Raw genomic sequence first — 17,774 nt, forward strand, 5'->3', positions numbered from 1 at the left:
ACGCAAGGTGCGCGGCCGGGGCCGCGTTTCACGCGTATTCGTGGCCGAATGCCCGCCCCGTGAAGCGGGCCGCAGGCGCCGTCAGCCCGGCCGCCATTCGCTCAAGGTGCCACCTTCCGCGTCCTCATAGGCGACGCGGTCGAGCTGGACGGCAATGATGCAGACGGGCCGCTGATCCGGTCCCGGCGCGCGGCATTCGACCGCGCGGCGGCTGGGGAAGGACGAGACCCTGCCCTCCAGGAGCATGCGGAAGCCCTGTTTGGGGGCGGGCAGGGGATCATCGCCGGCCGACCTGATCACATATTCGTAGGCACGACCGTTTCGGCGGCCCAAGCGTGAACCGCCCGCGTCGAACACGGCAGCGATACCCAGCGTTTGCGCCGACGCGGCCGGTACGTCGGTTTGGAGGGGGTCAGCCTTGATAGACGGGCATGTCTCGGCAAGCGACCAAGGGCGCGGGATCCAGAACCCTTCCACGGCTTCCCACTCCGCACTGCCAGCATTGCCGAGCGTTGCGGACCTGGTCCAGTCCCCCGGCATCATCCGCAGCCGGATCGTCTTCTGATCCGCGCCCCACGCCCATGAGGCGAGGCCGTCGGAAACCTGCTCGGGTGACGCGTTCGGCGCCGGCCCCTTGCATCCGAAGGGCAGCCGGACCGCGAAGTTGCGGCCCACCAAGGGATCAGGCGATGCCAGCTCCTCACCCCCGGCATAGGCGGATGCGGCCTGGTTGGCCGCAGCGATGAGATCGCTTCGGGTCAGCGCGGGCGAGGGTGCCGAAATCGCGGGCGCGGCGGGGGTGGGGGATGGCCGCGCCGTCTCGCTCTGTGCATTCGTCGTGACCGGATCGGGTGCGCGCCGATCGCATCCGCCCAGTGTCGATGCCGCAAGCGACAGAGTGGCGGCTATTGCTGCCCAAGAGGCGCGGGCGCTGGCGTCGACATAGTGGCTGAACATATCGTTACGGTAGCACCAGCACAGGCGTAATGGGAGCGCCGGGTGGAGCAACGCTTGACGCAGCGGTGCCATCAGGCTTTGCCGGGCCCATGAGCTTCAACCAAATCGCGGCGCTGGTCGTCCTTGTCGTGGTTGTGGGTGTGCTGATCCACGGCAAGGTTCGGGCGGAAGTTGCAGCACTCAGCGCTGCCGCCACGCTGATGCTGTTGGGCGTCATCCGTCCCGTGGAGGTGCAAGCGGCGTTCGCCAGCCCGGCGATCATTGCGCTCGCGTGCCTGTTCATCATTGCTTATGCCATTGAACTGTCCGGGCTGCTCGCCGTGCTCATTCGCCGTGCGACCAGAATGTGCGCTCGGCTGGGAAGCGCCGGCTTATGGCTCGTCCTTGTGCTGTGCGGTGCGGGATCGGCCTTTCTCAACAACACGCCGATCGTCGTGCTTGCCGCTCCGGTGGTGAAGGACGTCGCAACATCGCTCGGCTTGTCGCCCAAGCGCTTCCTGATCCCGCTTAGCTACATCACGATCATGGGCGGCGCCTGCACCCTGATTGGATCGTCCACCAATCTGCTGGTCAACGACATGGCAAGGAACGCGGGGCAGCCGGTATTCGGGTTGTTCGAGATCACGCCAGTCGGGCTGGTCGTCGCTGCGGCCGGCGGCCTTTACCTTTTCCTGATCGGTGGCCGAATTCTCGCCAATGCCGCTGGCGACGCGCCGCCGGAGACTCGCGATTTGCAAGGGCAGACGGGCGACGGCACGCTGGGCAATGCCGAGCTATTTGCCGTCGAAAAGCCCTTCGACACCAAGAAGGCGGTCATTTCGCTCGGCGTCTTCCTGATGGTGGTCCTTGCCGCGGCGGTGGGCGTCACCTCGATCGCGGCCGGCGCCTTTGCCGGTGCGGTGCTCCTGATCCTGCTCAAGGTCATCAGCCCGGAGGAGGCCTATGCCGGTTTGCGCCCGGAGGTGCTGCTCCTGATCGCCGGCATGGTCGTCGTCGGGCTCGCGATCGAAGTGACGGGGCTGGCCGCAACCGGAACGGCGCTGCTCATCGATCTGATCAGACCCTTTGGGCCGCTGTTCGCACTTGCCGCGCTTTATGGCGTCACGCTGTTCGCGACGGAGTTCCTGTCCAACGCCGCCGTGGCGGTGCTGATCACCCCAGTTGCCGTTGCCTTGGCGGAGAGCCTTGGGGTTGCGCCCCGGCCGTTCCTGATTGCCGTGATGATGGCTGCGAGCGCTGCCTTCGCGACCCCGTTCGGCTATCAAACCAACGTGCTTGTCTTTCAAGCCGGCGGGTACCGGTACATGGATTATGTCAGGGTCGGGGTTCCGCTGAACATCGTCACGTGGATCGCTGGGGTGATCGCCATTCCGATCTTCTTTCCGTTCTGACCTTTTCTGTCGGGCGGTAGCGCAGCCGCGCCCTGGCGCACGACAACACAAAAAAAGAGGAGGCATATGCCTCCTCTCGAGTTTCGCTTGCTTAGCTGATCACCGGAAGGCGCGGTTCAGAACGCATTCCAGTCATCGCTGTTCGGCCGGGTGAGGGCGGAGACGGCGGCAGGTGCGAGCGGTTTGACGGGCGAGACGTAGCCGCTGTCGTGCGGCTTGGGCTTCATCGCTTCCACCCTGGCGTGGATCGATCGGCTGGTGCCATTGTCGACCTTGAAGCGGGCGGCCTGATCGCTGAGCGCCTGAACCTCGCTGGTGAGGTTACGGGCGGCAGCCGACGTCTCCTCCACCATGGCGGCGTTCTGCTGGGTGGACTGATCCATGGTGCCGACCGCCGCCGAGATCTGGGTGATCGCGGAGGATTGCGCCTGGTTGTCGGCCGCCATGGTGGCGAGCAGCTCGTGCACCTGGCCAACGTCGCCCGAGATGTCGGCGAGCGCGCCGTCCACCTTCTGCACCATCTCCACCGCACAGACGATGTCGGTCTGCGTGACGGTGAGCTGATCGCGGGCGCGCTTGGCCTCTTCCTCGGCGCGCATCGCGAGCGCGGAGACGAGATCGGCAACGACGGCGAAGCCGCGGCCTGCATCTCCGGCACGGCCGGCCTCGACGGCGGCGTTCATTGCGAGAACGCGGGTCTGGAACGCGATCTTGTCCAGCCCCTCGATCACACTGTCGATGCCCTTGGCGCTCTCGGAAACGCGGCCCATTGCCTGCACCGCCTGATCGGCAACCGAGCGTCCACCCGATACCGTGGTGATCGCCCCATCGGCCCGCTCCACCGTGGTCGCGGCAGCGGCAGCGGACGTGCGCAGCCGCTCGTCCATCTGCGAGATGGCTGCCGAGGTCTCTTCCAGGCTCGCGGCATTGCCTTCCGTGCGGCGTGCCAGATCCTCCGACGCCTGCGCGATCTCGACCGAGCCCGTGCGGATGGACGACGCGCTTTCCATGACGGAGCCGATCAACGCGCGCAGCGATGCCAGCGCTTCGTTGAAGTTCGTCTTCAGTTCCGCATAGGCGGGCGGGAACTCTGCCGCGATCGGCGTCGTCAGATCGCCGGCGGTGAGGGCGGCAAGACTGTCGCGGAGCGAGGAGGTGACGACCTGCTGCTCGGCGGCCACGCGCCCATCCGCCTCCGCACGGCTAATCGCTGCCGCACGGAAGGTTTCGACAGCTCGCGCAACCTCGCCTAGTTCGTCGCCCCTCGAGCGATGCGGCACCTCGGCCTTGCCGCCGGCCGCGAGCGTGGCGGTGACCGACGAAAGCTCCGCCAGAGGCGAAGCGACCGTCTTTCCGAGCATCCGCCAGATCCCCAGCAACGCTGCCAGCGCCAGGGTGGAGAGCGCCAAGGCGAAGTAGAGAGCGTTATCTCCGTAGCGGGTGCCAGCGTGGTCCGCCTCCATCGCGCGCTTTTGATGCAGCTCGATCAGTTCGTCCGTGTCGTCGATTGCCGTGCGCGACAGCTTCTTGCCGTCGCCGGTGACAATCGGGAGCGCTGCGGCGGCACCCTCAGCCTTCTTTACGGCAAAGATCCGGCGGTTAATGGTGTCGAGCTTCTCGATATCCGCCTGTATCCGGGCCAGGTTCGGCGAGAACTCACCAGCGAGCGGCGCGTAATCGGAGATATATTCCGACAGCGCGAGCGAGTTCTTGCGATACCGTTCTTCGAAGCTCTTCACCTCGTCAGGGGAATTTGTGTTCATCTGAGAGAAGATGATGATGCGGTGTTCGCGAAGAGCCGACATCAAGCGTCCGAGCGCTTCCGTTCCGGCGATGCCACGGTTCACGTGGTTCGATGCGATCTTACTGATATGGCGACTGGCGATGATGCCCGTAGCGGTAACGCCGATCAGCAGTGCGCTGATGACGGCGAACGCCAGCAAAATCTTTTTTGACAACGGCCAATCATTGAGAATCTTAGTCATCCGTGCTTCCCAACAGCATTGCAAATCAAGCTTCGACGGACGAACCACTCTGCGGGGCGGCTCTGAAACGCAGAAGTCAGCCCATTATAGGAGAAAGATGCCGCGTTCCTGCTGCGCGTGGATCTTCCGCGATTTTTGCTGCTGGTTAGCAAAGGCCTGCGCTGGGCCTTCGCGCCCGGTGTTGGTCCGCTCCACCTATAATGCTCCAAGCCATTGGCGGAGCTGCAAAGTACATGTTTCGAGTTCTGAAGAAGTCTGTCCACACCGGGGCAGGGCGTCTGGGCACTTGTGCCGCAGCGGCGATGGCGCTTTCTACTGCGCCCGCTGCAGCGAAGGACAAGGCTAATCCGCTGTTGAAGCTGGCCGGTGCCCCCGCGGGGCTGACGCTGCGCGGATCGTATCGCTCGCGTATCGAGGTGCTCGACAATCAAGCGCGCGCGTCCGGGCCGGAAAACGACTTCATGTGGTCTCACCGCGCGATCCTGTTTGCGGAATACGACACGGGCCCGATCAGGATCGGCGGGGAATTGCGCGATGCGCGCGCCGCTGGTCAGCGACCGAATTCGACCGCCGGTGTGGGCGAGGTGAACAGCCTTGAGCCAGTTCAGGCCTATTTGGCTGCGGATCTTGGTGAATTGTTTTCGGCGGGCTCGACTGCCGCGCTGACGTTGGGCCGTGTCACGCTGGAGATCGGGTCCGGGCGTCAGATTGCGGAGCCCGACTTCCCCAATAGCGTGAACAGCTACACCGGCGCTGTGTTCGAATGGAACAGCCAAGCAGAAGATCGCCTTGTTGGCTTCTGGACGATGCCGAGCACGCGCTTGCCCAACAAGCCCAGCGATGTTCATGCAAATGGTGTGAAGCTGGACCGCATGAGCGACGATCTCAGCCTGTACGGGCTGAGTTTCACCAAGGCGGATCTGTTCGGCGGGGCGCTGGGTGAAGCCTATGCCTTGCGTCTTGAGGAGCAGGACTCACCAGAATATCCGACGCGCAACCGGCGGCTGACCATCCTTGGGGCAAGAGTGTCGCGAGCACCGGCGCGTGGCAAGCTCGACTTCGAAGTAGAAGCTATCCGACAGGTGGGGCTCGCGCGGGCATCGGCGCGGCCGGCTGACGAGAACGACCGTGAGGTAGAGGCCTATCTCGTTCATGTGGAGATTGGCCGCAAGGGCACCGACGATTGGTCGATCAGGCCATCGTTGCAGTTCGATATCGCCACTGGCGATGATCGCGATCCAACCAAGCTGACGCGCTTCGACCCATTGTTCGGGGCGCCGCGCGGCGATTTCGGACCGACGTCGCTTTATGGCGCCGTTACCAGATCGAACCTGATGTCGGTGGGAGCGCGCGTGGAAGTCACGCCTTCGAAGCGGACGGACGCGGCACTGATGACCCGCGCGTTGTGGCTGAATTCGCCGGTCGACAGCTTTGCGGCGACGGGCGTGCAGGATCGCACCGGTGCCTCGGGGCGCTGGGCGGGCGTTCAGTTCGAGGGACGCGTCCGGCACTGGATCTTGCCGAAGCGCCTGCGCGTCGAGGGAGGCGCGGCGTGGCTGGCCAAGGGGAGGTTCCTAAGGGATGCGCCGAACGTGTCCTGTCGCGGCGACAGTCACTTCGGCTATCTTGATTTGACGGTAAGTTTCTGACGCCGGGTATTTGGCTGTTTGGGCGAGGGGGCGGGTACGCCTGTTCCGCGAAGTAACGGGCTCTGCCTGTGGAAGATACGCACTCGCCAGAGACGCAAGCCTCATCCAGGCGCGCCCGTAACCCGAGCATCACGGCGCGGCCAGCTTTAAGGGCCTGAGGCTTGCCGAACGTGTGACCTTGATGACGAACATTCTCAGCACCATCGCAGCGCTAGACTTCAGCAGCGAACTTACGTGTCGGGGAACATGCCGGCAGCGAATGCGATCTTCAGCGCTTCGGATAGGCTACGCACCTCGAGCTTTTGCATCAGATTGGCGCGGTAGATTTCCACCGTGCGCGGGCTCAGATCCAATTCGAATGCGATCACCTTGTTCGATCGCCCCTCGATAAGGCCTTTCAGAACATCCCGTTCCCGCGGGGACAGCGCCGCGATCCGTGCGGCTGCCTGTTCGGCGCGTCCCGCAGCGGCGTTTTGCTGTTCGTGTTGAAGGAAGGCAGTTTCCACGAGTTGAAGCAGGACCCCCGGATCGTAGGGTTTCTCCAAGAAGTCCATCGCGCCCGCCTTCATCGCCTGCACTGCCATGTCGATATTCCCCTGGCCGGTCAGCATGATAGCGACAAATTGCGTGCCGCACGGCCGGAGCGCCCGGAGAACATCCAAGCCATTGCTGCCGGGCATGTTGAAGTCGAGCAGCAGGACGCCGGGATCGAGTTCATCGACCTGTTCAAGAAAGGCATCGCCCGACCGAAAGCTTCTGATCAGGAGATTTTGTCGGACGGAGAGCAGGCCCTGCAGGGAAGCACGAACAGGGTCGTCGTCGTCCACGATGTAAATGGTACGCATCACGAAAGCTCAAGCTCCCTTTCATCAATCATTGGCAAGGTGAAGCGGAACCTTGCTCCACCCTGCGGCAGATTTTCCCCGGTCAGTTCTCCGCCGTGCGACTCCACGATGCGCCGGCAAATCGAAAGACCGATACCCATGCCAGCTTCGCCCTTTGTGGACGAGAAGGGAGCGTAGACCTGATCCAGGAAATCGGGCGCGAGCCCCGGCCCATTGTCGGAAACCGCGATCTCCAGCGTTTCCGGATCGATCACCTTGGTTTGCACAAGGATGGACATGTCCTCAGTCCCCGCGCATCGCATCGCTTCCGATGCATTACGGAGCAGATTGACCAGAACCTGCTGGACCTGCACCCGATCCGCAAACATGAGCACGGCGCCAGGATCGAGATCGTAGCGGACACTGACGTCGAGCTGCTTCTGCCCGACGAAAACGAGCGCCACGGCGTCTCGCAGCGTCTCCTCCACGGGCTCCGCGCGTACCTCCGCATCGTGTCGCGCCACGAAGTCCCGCAGGCGCCGAATGATCTCCCCCGCCCGAAGTGCCTGGCTTCGTGCCTGCTCCAGCATCTCCTCCGCCCGCGGCGTGTCCGACCCTTCCTTCAGCAACAGTGACGCCGTAGCCATGTAGTTCACGGAAGCGGCGAGCGGCTGGTTCAGTTCGTGAGCCAGGCCGGCAGCCATTTCGCCCATCGCGCCCAGGCGCGAAAGGTGCGTCAGCTCCGATCGAAGGGTATTCAGCCGCTCTTCGCTGTCCAGTCGCTGGCTGATATCGCGAATGAAGCCGGTGAACAGGCGTTCTCCACCAGTGACCGCTTCACCGACCCGCAATTCGATTGGAATTTCGCGACCATTGGACGCGCGGGCCGTGAGCAGTCGCGTGCGTCCGATCACCCGCCGCTCCCCCGTTGCGAGATAGTGATCCAAGTAGGCGTCATGTTGGCCGGTGTGTTCATCCGGCGTCAGGATCGAGACATTGCGCCCGATAACCTCATCTGCGGGATAGCCGAACAACTGCTCCGCCGTGCGACTGAACGACAGGATGTGCCCCGTTTCATCAATCACCACCATCGCATCGGGCACGGTTTGCAGGATCGAGAGGAGCTGCGCTTCGCGCGCTTGAAGTTGCGCCTCGCGGTCGTCGCGCTCCGTCACGTCAACGTTCACGCCGATGGTTCGGATAAGCTCGCCATTCTGATCGTAAAACGCGCGCGAAGATCCTTCCATGGATCGCACCCTGCCGTTCGGCTGATTGAAACGAAACCGAAAACTGAACCGCGGCGCTTTGGCTTCGATCGCCTTAGCTACAGTGTCGTTTAAGACAACGACATCGTCCGGATGTACGAGCTTCTCCCAGCTTGCGTAATCGTGAATGCTACCTGGCTGGAGCCCAAGCCGTTCCTCGGCCCCGGCCGACCACCGGATGGTGTCGGCCCTCGCATTCCACTCGAAAATTCCGATCTCGTGAGCATCAAGTGCCATCGCGAGCCGTGCTTCGCTTTCGCGTAGCGCATCTTCGACCATCGTTCGCTCCGTGATGTCGATCATCGACACCACGAGGAGGGGTTCTTTGCCGCGGCGTTCCAGCCGCCGTACCTGTTGAAGCACGCGAAGCCGGCGTCCATCGTGCCGGATCTCTGTTTGCTCGCTATGTTCTCCGGGCGCGGGGTGATGTTCCGGAGGAGTGCCGGGCGCAACCAATTCGTGCTTGCGGCGGCCTATCGCCTCGTCCGCCGTCCACCCGTAAAGATCTTCGCAGCCGTGAGACCAATGGAGGATCCGCCCGTCGAGATCGGTCAGCAGAACCGCGGCAGAATCAAGCGCCGAACTCATTTCTTGTACCGCGGCGCGGCCACGGACCAGCATGGCGGATGACCAGAACAGGAGGCCGCCGATCACCACCATGTTGAGCCCGACGCTGAGAAACTCGGCCGGGAGCGCATCCATGGTTCCCGACCGAATGAGCCAAAATTCGAGAGTCGAGGTCAAGGTCGGGGCGGTGAGGATGACGGGGAAGGCAACACGAAGGACGCGCCATTCCGCACCTTCGATATCAATCAGGTCGCTCCAGCCGGACTCGGATTTCCAGACCAGCAGGCCGATCGATAGCACCGCGGCACTAAGCGCGGCCGGCAGAGTCTCGATAAGCGGCGCCCATTCGCGTTCCGAAGCTCCGACGCCTTGAAGGATCAGCGAAATGGAGAGGGTTCCAAATCCAAGAGTCAGTGAGGCAACAACGGTCATGATCCGACCGCTTTTTGTGCCCTTCAGATTGGCGAGCGCTATCCCGGCGGTAAGTACCAGAAACGTGATGGATGCGTGGTATCCGGGACGCCCGGCGCTCGGGGCGTCTGACATGAGCAGCTGTTCACGAAAGAGAATCTGGTCCAGCTCGGGCCCGGCGTTGAACAGATGCTCAGCGATGGCGATGATGCCGAGCACTGCGGGCACAGTGACGAGGGCAAAGGCAAGTCGCCGCTGATCCATGATGGTGGCAGCGAGGCTCAGCGTCAGCGAGATATAACCAATGCTCGTGAGAGGCCACATTGGCCGGGCATCAGCGATGAACCGGGTGAGCAGGGGGTGGTCGAATGCCCACCCGAGAAGCGGAAGGGCGGCAAACATGAAGGCCAGCCAGACGCACACAAGCGCGGTCGCATAGCTCGACGAGATGGCGGAGTTCGGACCTTCCTTGACCCTTGAGTCAGCCACTTCCATCAACGCGCTCCCCTACGCCGGCCCACGTTCTTATCGGGGCCAGCTCCGGTACGGCAGCGGTTTGGCCTCGACAGGACGCTTATTGCCCGCCTCCTTCTCTGGCCCGATAAGCAACAAGCTGTAAAGACAGTTAAAAGGTTGCTCCAACGTAAAGGATCGTCGTGTGCGCTTTTCGTAAATAGCTGGGTGGGGGGTAATCGTCAGTGGAGGTGAGCCGTGCTCCGCCGGTCCATCTCTCGCACGTGCGCAAGCGCAACGTTCAGTTCGGCATACAGCCGGTCCCACAGGGGCGCTGGAAGATCCAGACGAACTTCGGCTGCATCAACAAGCCGGAGCAAGGGCGCTGGCTGGTGTTCAAGCTCGACCCGCATCGGATATGCGCCGGTGACGATTTCCTCTGTCAGCGGGCGATCGGCACTCAGCCGCGCTGACATGATATAGGCCGTCAGCGTTTCCGCGCCGTAAATGTCCAGTAGTATCCGCGGGCAGCCGCGCCGATCAGGACGTTCCAGCGTGACGAGTCCGCCAAAGGCGTGACGCTCAACACCGATCCTGACGCGAGATCCCAGCGCGTCGATGATTTCCCTGACTCTTGCGACCACCATGCTTCTCCGAGCCTGACGACGTATTGATGGGCATTCGCGCCGGTGACCGGCGGCTTGCCAAAATATTTGATCCGCTTCGGAGACATTGCCGACGCAAACGGCAGAAAGCCGGGATGGCATGGCCATCCCGGCTTTCCTCGATCCCGCTCAAGGGAAGGAAGCGGGCTCGCCGTTCTTAACGGAACAGCGAGGTGATCGACTGCGGTGCCTGGTTGGCGATCGAAAGCGCCTGCACGCCCAGCTGCTGCTTAACCTGCAGCGACTGGAGCTTTGCCGACTCCTTCGCGAGATCGGCGTCGACAAGGTTGCCAACACCGGCCTCGATCACGTCGGACAGCTTGCTGTTGAACTTCAGCTGACCGTCGATCTTGCGCGAAGCCGAACCCAGCGAGCTGAGGCTCGTATTCACATCGCTCGCGAACGTGTCGATGGCGGTCTTCAGCGTGTCGGCGGCAGCGCCGTCCGCCAGCGTGATCGCCGCACCGGCAGCACCCAGCGCCGTGGTGGACTTCGTGGTGAAGTCCTGGTTGGCCACTTCGAGAGTGCCGGTCGTCGCGGTCGAACCCTGCGACTGCAGTGCCGAAACCTTGCCGGTCGTGCCGGTGTCGGTCTTCAGCAGGTTCGTGCCGTTGAAGCCGGAAGAGTCGATGATCGTGTTGACCTGCTCCTTGAGGGCAGTCAGGTCCTTTGCGATCGCCGTACGGCTATTGGCGTCGATGCCAGTATCCGATGCTTCCTTCGCCTTCGACTTCATCTGGTTGAGGAGGTCAGAAACCTGCTCAGCGCCAGCAACTGCCACGTCGGTCGTGCTCTTGGCACGGCTGAGCGAGGAGCCGACGGCCTTCAGTTCGCCCATGTCGCCACGCAGCTTCTGCGCGATGGTGAACTTTGCCGAATCGTCCTTGGCCGAGGCGACGTCCAGGCCGGTGTTGATCCGGCTCTGCGTGGTTGCCAGGCCGCGGTTGGTTTCGGACAGGCTCTGGAGAGCCGCCATCGCGCCGATGTTGGTGTTAACGGAGAGACCCATGGTAATTTCCTTCTGGAAGTAGCGGCCGCTTCTGCAGCCCGGGCCAGATCGCTGGCCCCCGACGTGCCGCAACAGCGCAGCCCGCTCTTCATTCTGGGAAGGAATCCGGTCCGGCGGACGCGGCCGATGAATTTATTCGTGCTTAATTGCCGCGTAAGCATCGCGCCGCGCCCGCCGCCAAAAAGAAAAGGGCCGCCGCTCCCGTGTTCGGAGCGGCGGCCCTCAGGCGCAGGGGTGGTGAGCAGCTTAGAAGGGGAACAGGGCGTCGTAGATCTGCTGTCCCCAGCGTGCCTGCTGCGCATCGGTCAGCTGACCGCGGCCACCATAGTTGATCCGGGCTTCCGCGATCTGGCTATGGCGGATGCTGTTGTCGCGCGCGATGTCTTCCGGGCGGACGATGCCGCTGACGACCAGCTCGCGCATCTCGAAATTGACGCGCACCTCCTGCCGTCCGCGCACCATGAGGTTGCCGTTCGGCAGCACATCCGTCACCACGGCAGCGAGCGTCATGTTGATGGTCTCGCTTCGGCTGCTGGTGCCGCTGCCGCTGTTCTGCGAGTTGGAGTTGGTCTTCACCAGCGCGGCCGGGTCGTTGTCGCCGGGCAGCACCTTTGTGATCAGGCTCTCGACGCCGAGCAGCGCTGCGACGCCGCTGTTTTCCGATCCTGTGCGAGACCGCGACGTCGTGTTCCCGATGTCTGCCTTGTCCGCGATATTGACCCTGATCGTCAGGATGTCGCCGATGCGCGCCGCCCGCTGATCCCGGAAGAAGGCGCCGGCGCCGGTGCGAAACAGCGACGCGCTTTGACCGGGAATTGCAGTTGATGCGGTAGGCGCAACTGGCTGGCCGTCGAGGCGATCGGCGCCTGTACGCGTGCCGATCGAGCGCTCGAGATACGGGGCTGCTACCGGCTCGGCGGCCGTGAACTTCGGCCCCTTGCCAACGTTCGCCAGGCGTCCGGTGGCACCGCAGCCGGCCAGCATGCTGGCGGCCGCCAAGGTCAGCGCGATCTTCGTCTTCATGGAAAGAAACTCCGGATGATCAGGGTGCGACGACGCGCACGGTGCCGCTTTTCTCGACGATCGCGTCGAGGGTGCGATTGGTGGAAAGGGCCACGACGCGCACCAGGTCGCCGGCGCTCCCGCTCGACAGCGCCTTGCCCGGCGTGGCGATAACGAGCGTTCCCTTGCGCACGGCGATGGTCACGGGCTCGCCGCGCTTCACGAGGCGTGGCTGCGTAATGTCGGTTCCCCGTACCACCGCCCCCGCCGGGAGGTTACGCGCGGCTTCCTTGCCTTGCGCGTCGCGTGCAGCGACGGCGCCGCGCGCTTGCGCAACCGGGCGCGGCTCGGCGGTGAAATCCGTCGCATCCAGCAACTCGCCGCGTGCGACGGCGCGTGCCAGCACCGGCACGTCGACGGTGTCTGCCACAGCAGCGAGGGCAGGCAGCGCCGCCCAGATGCCGGCAAGCCCGGCGATGCCGAGGAAGGCGCGGGCGCCGCTCATCGCAGCTGGCTCGTGGTGGCGAGCATTTCATCGGCCGTTTTCACGACGCGGCTGTTCATTTCATACGCGCGCTGCGCGGTGATGAGTGCGGTGATTTCCGACACCGGATTGACGTTGGACGCCTCCACGAAGCCCTGGCTCAACATCCCGAGCCCCGGTTCACCGGGGTTGGCGATCGTCGCCTGGCCCGAGGCGGCTGTCTCAAGAAGCAGGTTGCCGCCCTGCGCCTCAAGCCCGGCTTCGTTGACGAAGGTGGCAAGCTGGAGCTGACCCACGGTCTGCATGTCCGGCGATCCGGCAATCTTTACCTGAACTTCGCCGGTCTTGGAAATGACGACGTCGACCGCCTCCTGCGGCACGGTGATACCGGGCTGGACGGGATAGCCGTCCGCCGTGACCAGTTCGCCCTGGTCCGACAGCTGGAAGGAGCCGTCGCGAGTATAAGCAGTCTCGCCGCTCGGCAGCGTCACCTGAAAGTAGCCGCGGCCCTGAACCGCGATGTCGTAGCGGTTGTCGGTCTGCTGAAGCGCGCCTTGTTCGGCGATCCGGTAGATGCTGCCGGTCTTGACGCCAGCGCCAATCTGAATCCCGGTGGGGACCTTGGTTTCACCGCCCGTTGCAGAGCCCGGGCGCGAGACGTTCTGGTAGAGAAGATCCTGGAACTCGGCGCGCTGACGCTTGAACGCCGTCGTGTTCATGTTGGCGATATTGTGAGAGATGACGTCGACGTTGGTCTGCTGCGCGAGCATGCCCGTGCCGGCGGTCGAAAGTGATCGCATGATAGGTCTTTCGCTTAGTGGTTGGGGTTCAGCTCGCGCGGCCGAGCTTGTCGATGGCACTCTTGCGCATGTCGTTCAGTGCTTCCGACATACGCATGCTGGTCTGATAGGCGCGCAGGATCTCGACCATGGATGTCGTCTCCACGATCGCCTGCACGTTTGATCCCTCGACGCCGCCAGCCTTCAGCTTGGTTTCCGCAGCGGGCAGTTCGCGTGCGCCGTCGCCCGTCATCAGGCCGTCCCCGCGGGGGTTAACGGCACGCTCGTCGTCGAAGACGGTGAGGGCGATGCGCCCGAGCGGACCATCCGGACCGATGACGCTGCCATCGGCGCCGAGCGTGAGCTGGCCCTGCTGATCCGGCGGGACGTTGATCGGGTTGCCGCCTTCGCCAAGGATGCGCTGCCCCCCGGCGGTGGCAAGGTCGCCGCTCTCCAGCACCTTCACGAAGCCGGCGCGAGTGTAGGCCGTTTCGCCCTCGGGCGTTTCGACTGCCACATAGCCCGGCCCCTCGATCATGAAATCGAGCGGGTTCCCGGTTGGCTGAAAACTGCCGGCGGCCGTATCGTGAATGGCGCCGAAATCGAGAACGAAGCTCGTGTTGCGCGCCGCGTCCACCGCCGCATCGCGCGACGGCTCAACAAATTCACGGAACACCGGCTGCTCCCGCTTGAAGCCGACGGTGCTCATGTTCGCCATGTTGTTGGCCGCAACATCGAGCCGGCGTCGCAACGCCTGCTCGTGGCTCAACAGAACATAGGAGGAGATGTCCATCTCTCGCCCTTTGAAAAAAGCTTCATGATCCTGTCGCTCGGCAAAAATTGCCGGGCCACCCCTCTATAATAGGAGGGAAATCGCGGGCCGGGCTTCGGCAGCGCGGAAATCACAAGGATAAGCAGGTGTCGAAAGAAGCCAGTGAAGTGGCGGCCACGCCCGCCCCGGAAAAGGCCGGGAAGTTCGGCAAGAAGAAGATAATCATCGCAGCCGCAGGGGCAGTCCTGCTGCTTGGCGGCGGTGGTGGCGCCTTTGCCCTGATGGGCGGCGACGATAAGCCTGCCGCCCACGGCGAGGAGGCTGCCGAGGCCGATCACGGGAAAGCGGAAGAGGAGCATGGCAAGGAAGGCGAGGGGGAGGCGGCCGAGTTCGTCGACGTTCCGCCCATGGTGGTGAACCTTCGTAGCGCCGATGGCGGCGCGCGCTTCATCAAGCTGCACTTCATGCTTGTTCCCGCGAGCGCGGATGAGGCCGAGGGCATCAAGGCCAAGCTGCCGCTGATCCTCGACGCTTATCAGCCGTTCCTGCGCGAGCTACGCCCAGAGGATCTGGCAGGTTCGGCAGCGGTCTTCCGGATCAAGGAAGAGATGCTGGTGCGCGCAGGCGACGTGATGGGCAAAGGGCAGGTCAAGGATGTGCTCATCCAAGATCTGATCCAGCAGTGAGCGGCGAGTTCCAGGAGCTCGAGGATTTCGATCTCCCCGAGCCGCCGGTTCTATCGCCGGAGAGCGATCTGGCGTTTGACCAAGCCGGCATCGATGCGCTGTTTGGCGACGTCGGCCAGCCGCTGGCGCCCAAGAGCGGCCTCAAGGCAGTTATCGAATCCAACATCATCAGCCATGAGCGGCTGCCGATGCTGGAGGTGGTCTACGACCGCATGATCCGCAGCTTTGCGACTTCAATGCGCAGCCTGACATCGGACGCGATCGACGTCAGCATCGATGAGATCACGTCCATTCGGTTTGGCGATTTCATGAGCCGGGTGGCCTTGCCCGCGATGATTGGCGTCTTCCGTGTGGAAGAATGGGAGAATTATGGCCTGATCACGGTGGATTCCGGCCTAATCTACGCCGTCGTCGACGCGCTGCTTGGCGGGCGACAGGGTGGTGCATCGCCGGTCATCGATGGTCGCGGCTTCACGACGATCGAGACCAACCTGGTGTCGCGGATGCTGCAGCTCGCGCTGGCGGACATGAGCGCATCGATGCAGCCCATCACGCCCAACACGATGAAGCTGGAGCGGATTGAAACCAGCCCCCGGTTCGCGGCGATTGCTGGGCCAACCAACATCTGCACCGTGGCGACGTTCCGCGTCGACATGGAGGGGCGCGGCGGGCGGTTCAGCGTGTTGCTGCCCTACGCCACGATTGAGCCGGTTCGGCACAAGCTGGGTCAGCGGTTCATGGGTGAAAAGCTGGGACGCGACAACATCTGGGAAGCGCACATGGCATCAGCCATCCGCCAGACCGAGGTGCTGACGGACGTGGTCCTGGGCGAGACGATGATGGAGCTCGCGGAGGTGCGAAGCCTCAAGGTTGGTCAGACAATCGCGCTTCACACAGCGCCGGGCGAGTCGCTCGAACTGCAATGCGGCGGCATTCCGCTCGCGCGGGCCCATGTCGGGCAACGCAGCAACAATGTCGCGGTGCGGCTGGTCACGGACATAGCAAAAGGTTTTCGGAAATGAGCTTCCAGATTCTAACCAGCGTCGCAACCATGATCTTCTGCTCGGCAGTGTTGGTGCAGAGCGTACGCATGATGCGCAGCCTGCGCGCGGTGAAGGACGGCGCGCTGACCGAAGTCGTCGGTGCTCTTGACGCGTCCACCACCCAGGCGCGCCTGGTCTTGTCCGAGCTTCGCCAGACGCTGCATGATTGCGCCTCGAGTTCGCGCACGCTCGCAAATGGCAAGGAGATCGCGGAAGAGCTGAGCGTGATGATCGGCATCGCTAACGCCACTGCCGAGCGGCTCGTTGAAGCGGCTGGCGCCGCTAACACCGTGCGCGACAGTGAAGAGGTGGCGGCGTGATCGGCAAGCCTTCCTTGTTGATGATGACGGCGGCGGCCGCGTCGCTCTCGGCGCTGGCGCAGGGCGTTGGCATTGCATCCGAGGTGAATGCCGCCCCGCGCACGCGGTTGGGGTCAGCCATCGCGAAGGACATGGGCCGCCGCGATCAGGAGGCTGCCAAGCGAACCAGGGTGCTGGACCTTCGTGAAAAGGCTGCCTTGGCGACGGAGGAGCGGATCAAGGCTGATCTGGCGAAGCGCGAGCAGACCGAAGCCGCCGCTGCTGCTTCGCCACTGTCGAAGGGAGAGAGCGAGGACGACCAATTCGAGGAGCTCGCCCGCATCTACCAGGCGATGAAGCCGGCCAAGGCGGCTGTCGTGTTCGAGCAACTCGACATGGACGTGCAGATGAAGGTCGCGCACAAGATGCGCGAGCGCTCGACCGCGATGATCCTCGCCAGCATGACGCCGAAGGGTGCGGCGGCATTGAGCATGGCGCTGGCGCGCAAGAGCGCCGCCGTTAACCGGGTCGCCCGGCCGCCGATGGGTGGTCAGCCCGTCAGGAGCGCACGGCCGTAAGGACGGCCAAGGTGCGCGAGTATCATTTTCCTGCTGATTGAACGTAGCGTCGCCCGCCCCCGAGCGGTGCGGCGCTTCGTTTCGACGGAGCGCCAGTCCGATCAGCGTATCTGATCGGATGCGGCTATTTGCGCACGCGCCGCTGCTCGGAAGCGCGCTTCAATGGCGCAACTGATCAGGACGTGCGGGCTGGAGTGATCGCCAGGGAGAGCGCCCTGCGAAAGGCAGCACGATTGTTAGCCCCGTTTCGCCGCTCAGCTGGCTGAGGAGCCAGCCGGGCCTGGAGGGACACGGATCGTCCGGGGAGAATCCGATCCCGACACCGTCGGTGATGAAGCCCAGCGCTGGCGGCATATGCGTGACAGGCCAGCGGCTTGCCAGATTGTCGATGAGCGCGGCGGCGTTGCTTTCGATCGAGCGGAGCGTGTCACTGGCTCTCGCGCTGGCCCTTTGAGTAGGCAGCAGGTCGGGATCCGGAACATAGCATGCGTTCCAAAGCGAGAGCCGGGCCGGTCCGCGTACTTGGTGTCGGGAAACGCTTAGCCAGGGTGCGCCGGCGGGCGACAACAGCGCTTTGGCGTCTCGCGCAACGGCGAGGGCAACCATTCTAAGCGGCCCGGGGAAGTGGGGAAGCTCCGCGGGACCAGCATCCAGGTCGTTCTGGTCGGCACCAGACGGCGAACGAACAATCATGGTTCATTATAGAGCCCGCGCGGCTGATCGGCGCCGCGCTGGCGTCGTCGTATGTGGATGTGCTGGGAAGCCGTGTCGGGGCCAGCGTCGTAGCATCTCTCAGCGGCGCTGATGGGGCGGGGCGGGCCGTTAAGCCAGACAACGCGACGAGTATTTGGCCCGTTTTCTACGGGAGAGGCCGACGCAGAATAGCCCAGACGCCCCGACGTCACGTGCCGCGGCTTCTGGGCTCTTTCACTAGGCAGAGTGCCGCAGCGACGGC

General features: G+C 63.6%; 16 protein-coding genes. 6 read left to right on the top strand and 10 right to left on the bottom strand.

What is annotated here, in order from left to right:
* Positions 1–81: 81 nt before the first annotated feature.
* On the bottom strand, positions 82–1,029 hold the full coding sequence (locus tag SPMU_RS15535) for a hypothetical protein (RefSeq protein WP_211275829.1): 948 nt from the start codon (positions 1,027–1,029) through the stop codon (positions 82–84).
* A 17-nt stretch (positions 1,030–1,046) separates the two neighbouring features.
* Between SPMU_RS15535 and SPMU_RS15540 the strand changes: the two genes are divergently transcribed.
* Positions 1,047–2,348 carry an SLC13 family permease gene (locus SPMU_RS15540; RefSeq protein ID WP_088335075.1) on the top strand — a complete coding sequence of 434 codons (1,302 nt, stop codon included), beginning with the start codon at positions 1,047–1,049 and terminating at the stop codon, positions 2,346–2,348.
* Positions 2,349–2,464: 116 nt separating this feature from the next.
* Here the strand turns inward: SPMU_RS15540 and SPMU_RS15545 are convergent, their stop codons facing one another.
* Positions 2,465–4,333: a methyl-accepting chemotaxis protein gene (locus SPMU_RS15545; RefSeq protein ID WP_088335077.1), complete on the bottom strand. Its 1,869-nt coding sequence runs from the start codon at positions 4,331–4,333 to the stop codon at positions 2,465–2,467.
* A 233-nt stretch (positions 4,334–4,566) separates the two neighbouring features.
* Between SPMU_RS15545 and SPMU_RS15550 the strand changes: the two genes are divergently transcribed.
* Positions 4,567–5,982 (top strand): alginate export family protein, encoded by a 1,416-nt coding sequence (locus SPMU_RS15550; protein ID WP_169715738.1) that lies wholly within the window; start codon positions 4,567–4,569, stop codon positions 5,980–5,982.
* Positions 5,983–6,212: 230 nt separating this feature from the next.
* On the opposite strand, the gene SPMU_RS15555 is transcribed toward SPMU_RS15550, so the two are convergent.
* From SPMU_RS15555 to SPMU_RS15590, 8 genes are all read right to left on the bottom strand, one after another.
* Positions 6,213–6,827 (bottom strand): response regulator transcription factor, encoded by a 615-nt coding sequence (locus tag SPMU_RS15555; RefSeq protein ID WP_088335081.1) that lies wholly within the window; start codon positions 6,825–6,827, stop codon positions 6,213–6,215.
* Complete coding sequence (locus tag SPMU_RS15560) at positions 6,827–9,544, bottom strand: PAS domain S-box protein (protein ID WP_088335082.1); 2,718 nt, start codon at positions 9,542–9,544, stop codon at positions 6,827–6,829. The genes SPMU_RS15555 and SPMU_RS15560 overlap by 1 nt, the downstream gene beginning before the upstream one ends.
* 200 nt (positions 9,545–9,744) lie before the next feature.
* Entirely contained in the window at positions 9,745–10,149 is a 405-nt protein-coding gene (locus SPMU_RS15565) for a hypothetical protein (protein ID WP_245833405.1), read from the bottom strand.
* A 175-nt stretch (positions 10,150–10,324) separates the two neighbouring features.
* On the bottom strand, positions 10,325–11,176 hold the full coding sequence (locus SPMU_RS15570) for a flagellin (protein ID WP_088335084.1): 852 nt from the start codon (positions 11,174–11,176) through the stop codon (positions 10,325–10,327).
* 246 nt (positions 11,177–11,422) lie between these two features.
* Positions 11,423–12,199: a flagellar basal body L-ring protein FlgH gene (flgH, locus tag SPMU_RS15575; protein WP_088335086.1), complete on the bottom strand. Its 777-nt coding sequence runs from the start codon at positions 12,197–12,199 to the stop codon at positions 11,423–11,425.
* A 19-nt stretch (positions 12,200–12,218) separates the two neighbouring features.
* Positions 12,219–12,683, bottom strand: coding sequence for a flagellar basal body P-ring formation chaperone FlgA (gene flgA, locus SPMU_RS15580; protein WP_088335088.1), 465 nt, complete (start codon positions 12,681–12,683; stop codon positions 12,219–12,221).
* Positions 12,680–13,462: a flagellar basal-body rod protein FlgG gene (gene flgG / locus SPMU_RS15585; protein WP_088335090.1), complete on the bottom strand. Its 783-nt coding sequence runs from the start codon at positions 13,460–13,462 to the stop codon at positions 12,680–12,682. Before flgG ends, flgA begins: the two co-directional genes overlap by 4 nt.
* A gap of 28 nt (positions 13,463–13,490) precedes the next feature.
* Entirely contained in the window at positions 13,491–14,234 is a 744-nt protein-coding gene (locus SPMU_RS15590; RefSeq protein WP_088335092.1) for a flagellar hook-basal body complex protein, read from the bottom strand.
* Positions 14,235–14,359: 125 nt separating this feature from the next.
* On the opposite strand from SPMU_RS15590, the gene SPMU_RS15595 reads away from it, so the two are divergent.
* From SPMU_RS15595 to SPMU_RS15610, 4 genes are read left to right on the top strand one after another with little or no spacing between them, the layout of a single operon-like run.
* A complete protein-coding gene (locus SPMU_RS15595; RefSeq protein WP_425442202.1) occupies positions 14,360–14,899 on the top strand; it encodes a flagellar basal body-associated FliL family protein in 540 nt (179 codons plus the stop codon).
* On the top strand, positions 14,896–15,921 hold the full coding sequence (fliM, locus tag SPMU_RS15600) for a flagellar motor switch protein FliM (RefSeq protein WP_088335093.1): 1,026 nt from the start codon (positions 14,896–14,898) through the stop codon (positions 15,919–15,921). Before SPMU_RS15595 ends, fliM begins: the two co-directional genes overlap by 4 nt.
* Positions 15,918–16,262: a DUF6468 domain-containing protein gene (locus SPMU_RS15605; RefSeq protein ID WP_088335095.1), complete on the top strand. Its 345-nt coding sequence runs from the start codon at positions 15,918–15,920 to the stop codon at positions 16,260–16,262. Before fliM ends, SPMU_RS15605 begins: the two co-directional genes overlap by 4 nt.
* Positions 16,259–16,819: a MotE family protein gene (locus SPMU_RS15610; protein WP_245833407.1), complete on the top strand. Its 561-nt coding sequence runs from the start codon at positions 16,259–16,261 to the stop codon at positions 16,817–16,819. Before SPMU_RS15605 ends, SPMU_RS15610 begins: the two co-directional genes overlap by 4 nt.
* The last annotated feature ends 955 nt before the right edge of the window (positions 16,820–17,774 follow it).

The sequence above is a fragment of the Sphingomonas mucosissima genome (genome assembly GCF_002197665.1).
Taxonomy (GTDB): domain Bacteria; phylum Pseudomonadota; class Alphaproteobacteria; order Sphingomonadales; family Sphingomonadaceae; genus Sphingomonas; species Sphingomonas mucosissima.

Coding starts and splice junctions, on each gene's coding strand:
- SPMU_RS15535 (WP_211275829.1), bottom strand. CDS start 1,029: ATGGCACCGCTGCGTCAAGCGTTGCTCCACCCGGCGCTCCCATTACGC.
- SPMU_RS15540 (WP_088335075.1), top strand. CDS start 1,047: ATGAGCTTCAACCAAATCGCGGCGCTGGTCGTCCTTGTCGTGGTTGTG.
- SPMU_RS15545 (WP_088335077.1), bottom strand. CDS start 4,333: ATGACTAAGATTCTCAATGATTGGCCGTTGTCAAAAAAGATTTTGCTG.
- SPMU_RS15550 (WP_169715738.1), top strand. CDS start 4,567: ATGTTTCGAGTTCTGAAGAAGTCTGTCCACACCGGGGCAGGGCGTCTG.
- SPMU_RS15555 (WP_088335081.1), bottom strand. CDS start 6,827: ATGCGTACCATTTACATCGTGGACGACGACGACCCTGTTCGTGCTTCC.
- SPMU_RS15560 (WP_088335082.1), bottom strand. CDS start 9,544: ATGGAAGTGGCTGACTCAAGGGTCAAGGAAGGTCCGAACTCCGCCATC.
- SPMU_RS15565 (WP_245833405.1), bottom strand. CDS start 10,149: ATGGTGGTCGCAAGAGTCAGGGAAATCATCGACGCGCTGGGATCTCGC.
- SPMU_RS15570 (WP_088335084.1), bottom strand. CDS start 11,176: ATGGGTCTCTCCGTTAACACCAACATCGGCGCGATGGCGGCTCTCCAG.
- flgH (WP_088335086.1), bottom strand. CDS start 12,199: ATGAAGACGAAGATCGCGCTGACCTTGGCGGCCGCCAGCATGCTGGCC.
- flgA (WP_088335088.1), bottom strand. CDS start 12,683: ATGAGCGGCGCCCGCGCCTTCCTCGGCATCGCCGGGCTTGCCGGCATC.
- flgG (WP_088335090.1), bottom strand. CDS start 13,462: ATGCGATCACTTTCGACCGCCGGCACGGGCATGCTCGCGCAGCAGACC.
- SPMU_RS15590 (WP_088335092.1), bottom strand. CDS start 14,234: ATGGACATCTCCTCCTATGTTCTGTTGAGCCACGAGCAGGCGTTGCGA.
- SPMU_RS15605 (WP_088335095.1), top strand. CDS start 15,918: ATGAGCTTCCAGATTCTAACCAGCGTCGCAACCATGATCTTCTGCTCG.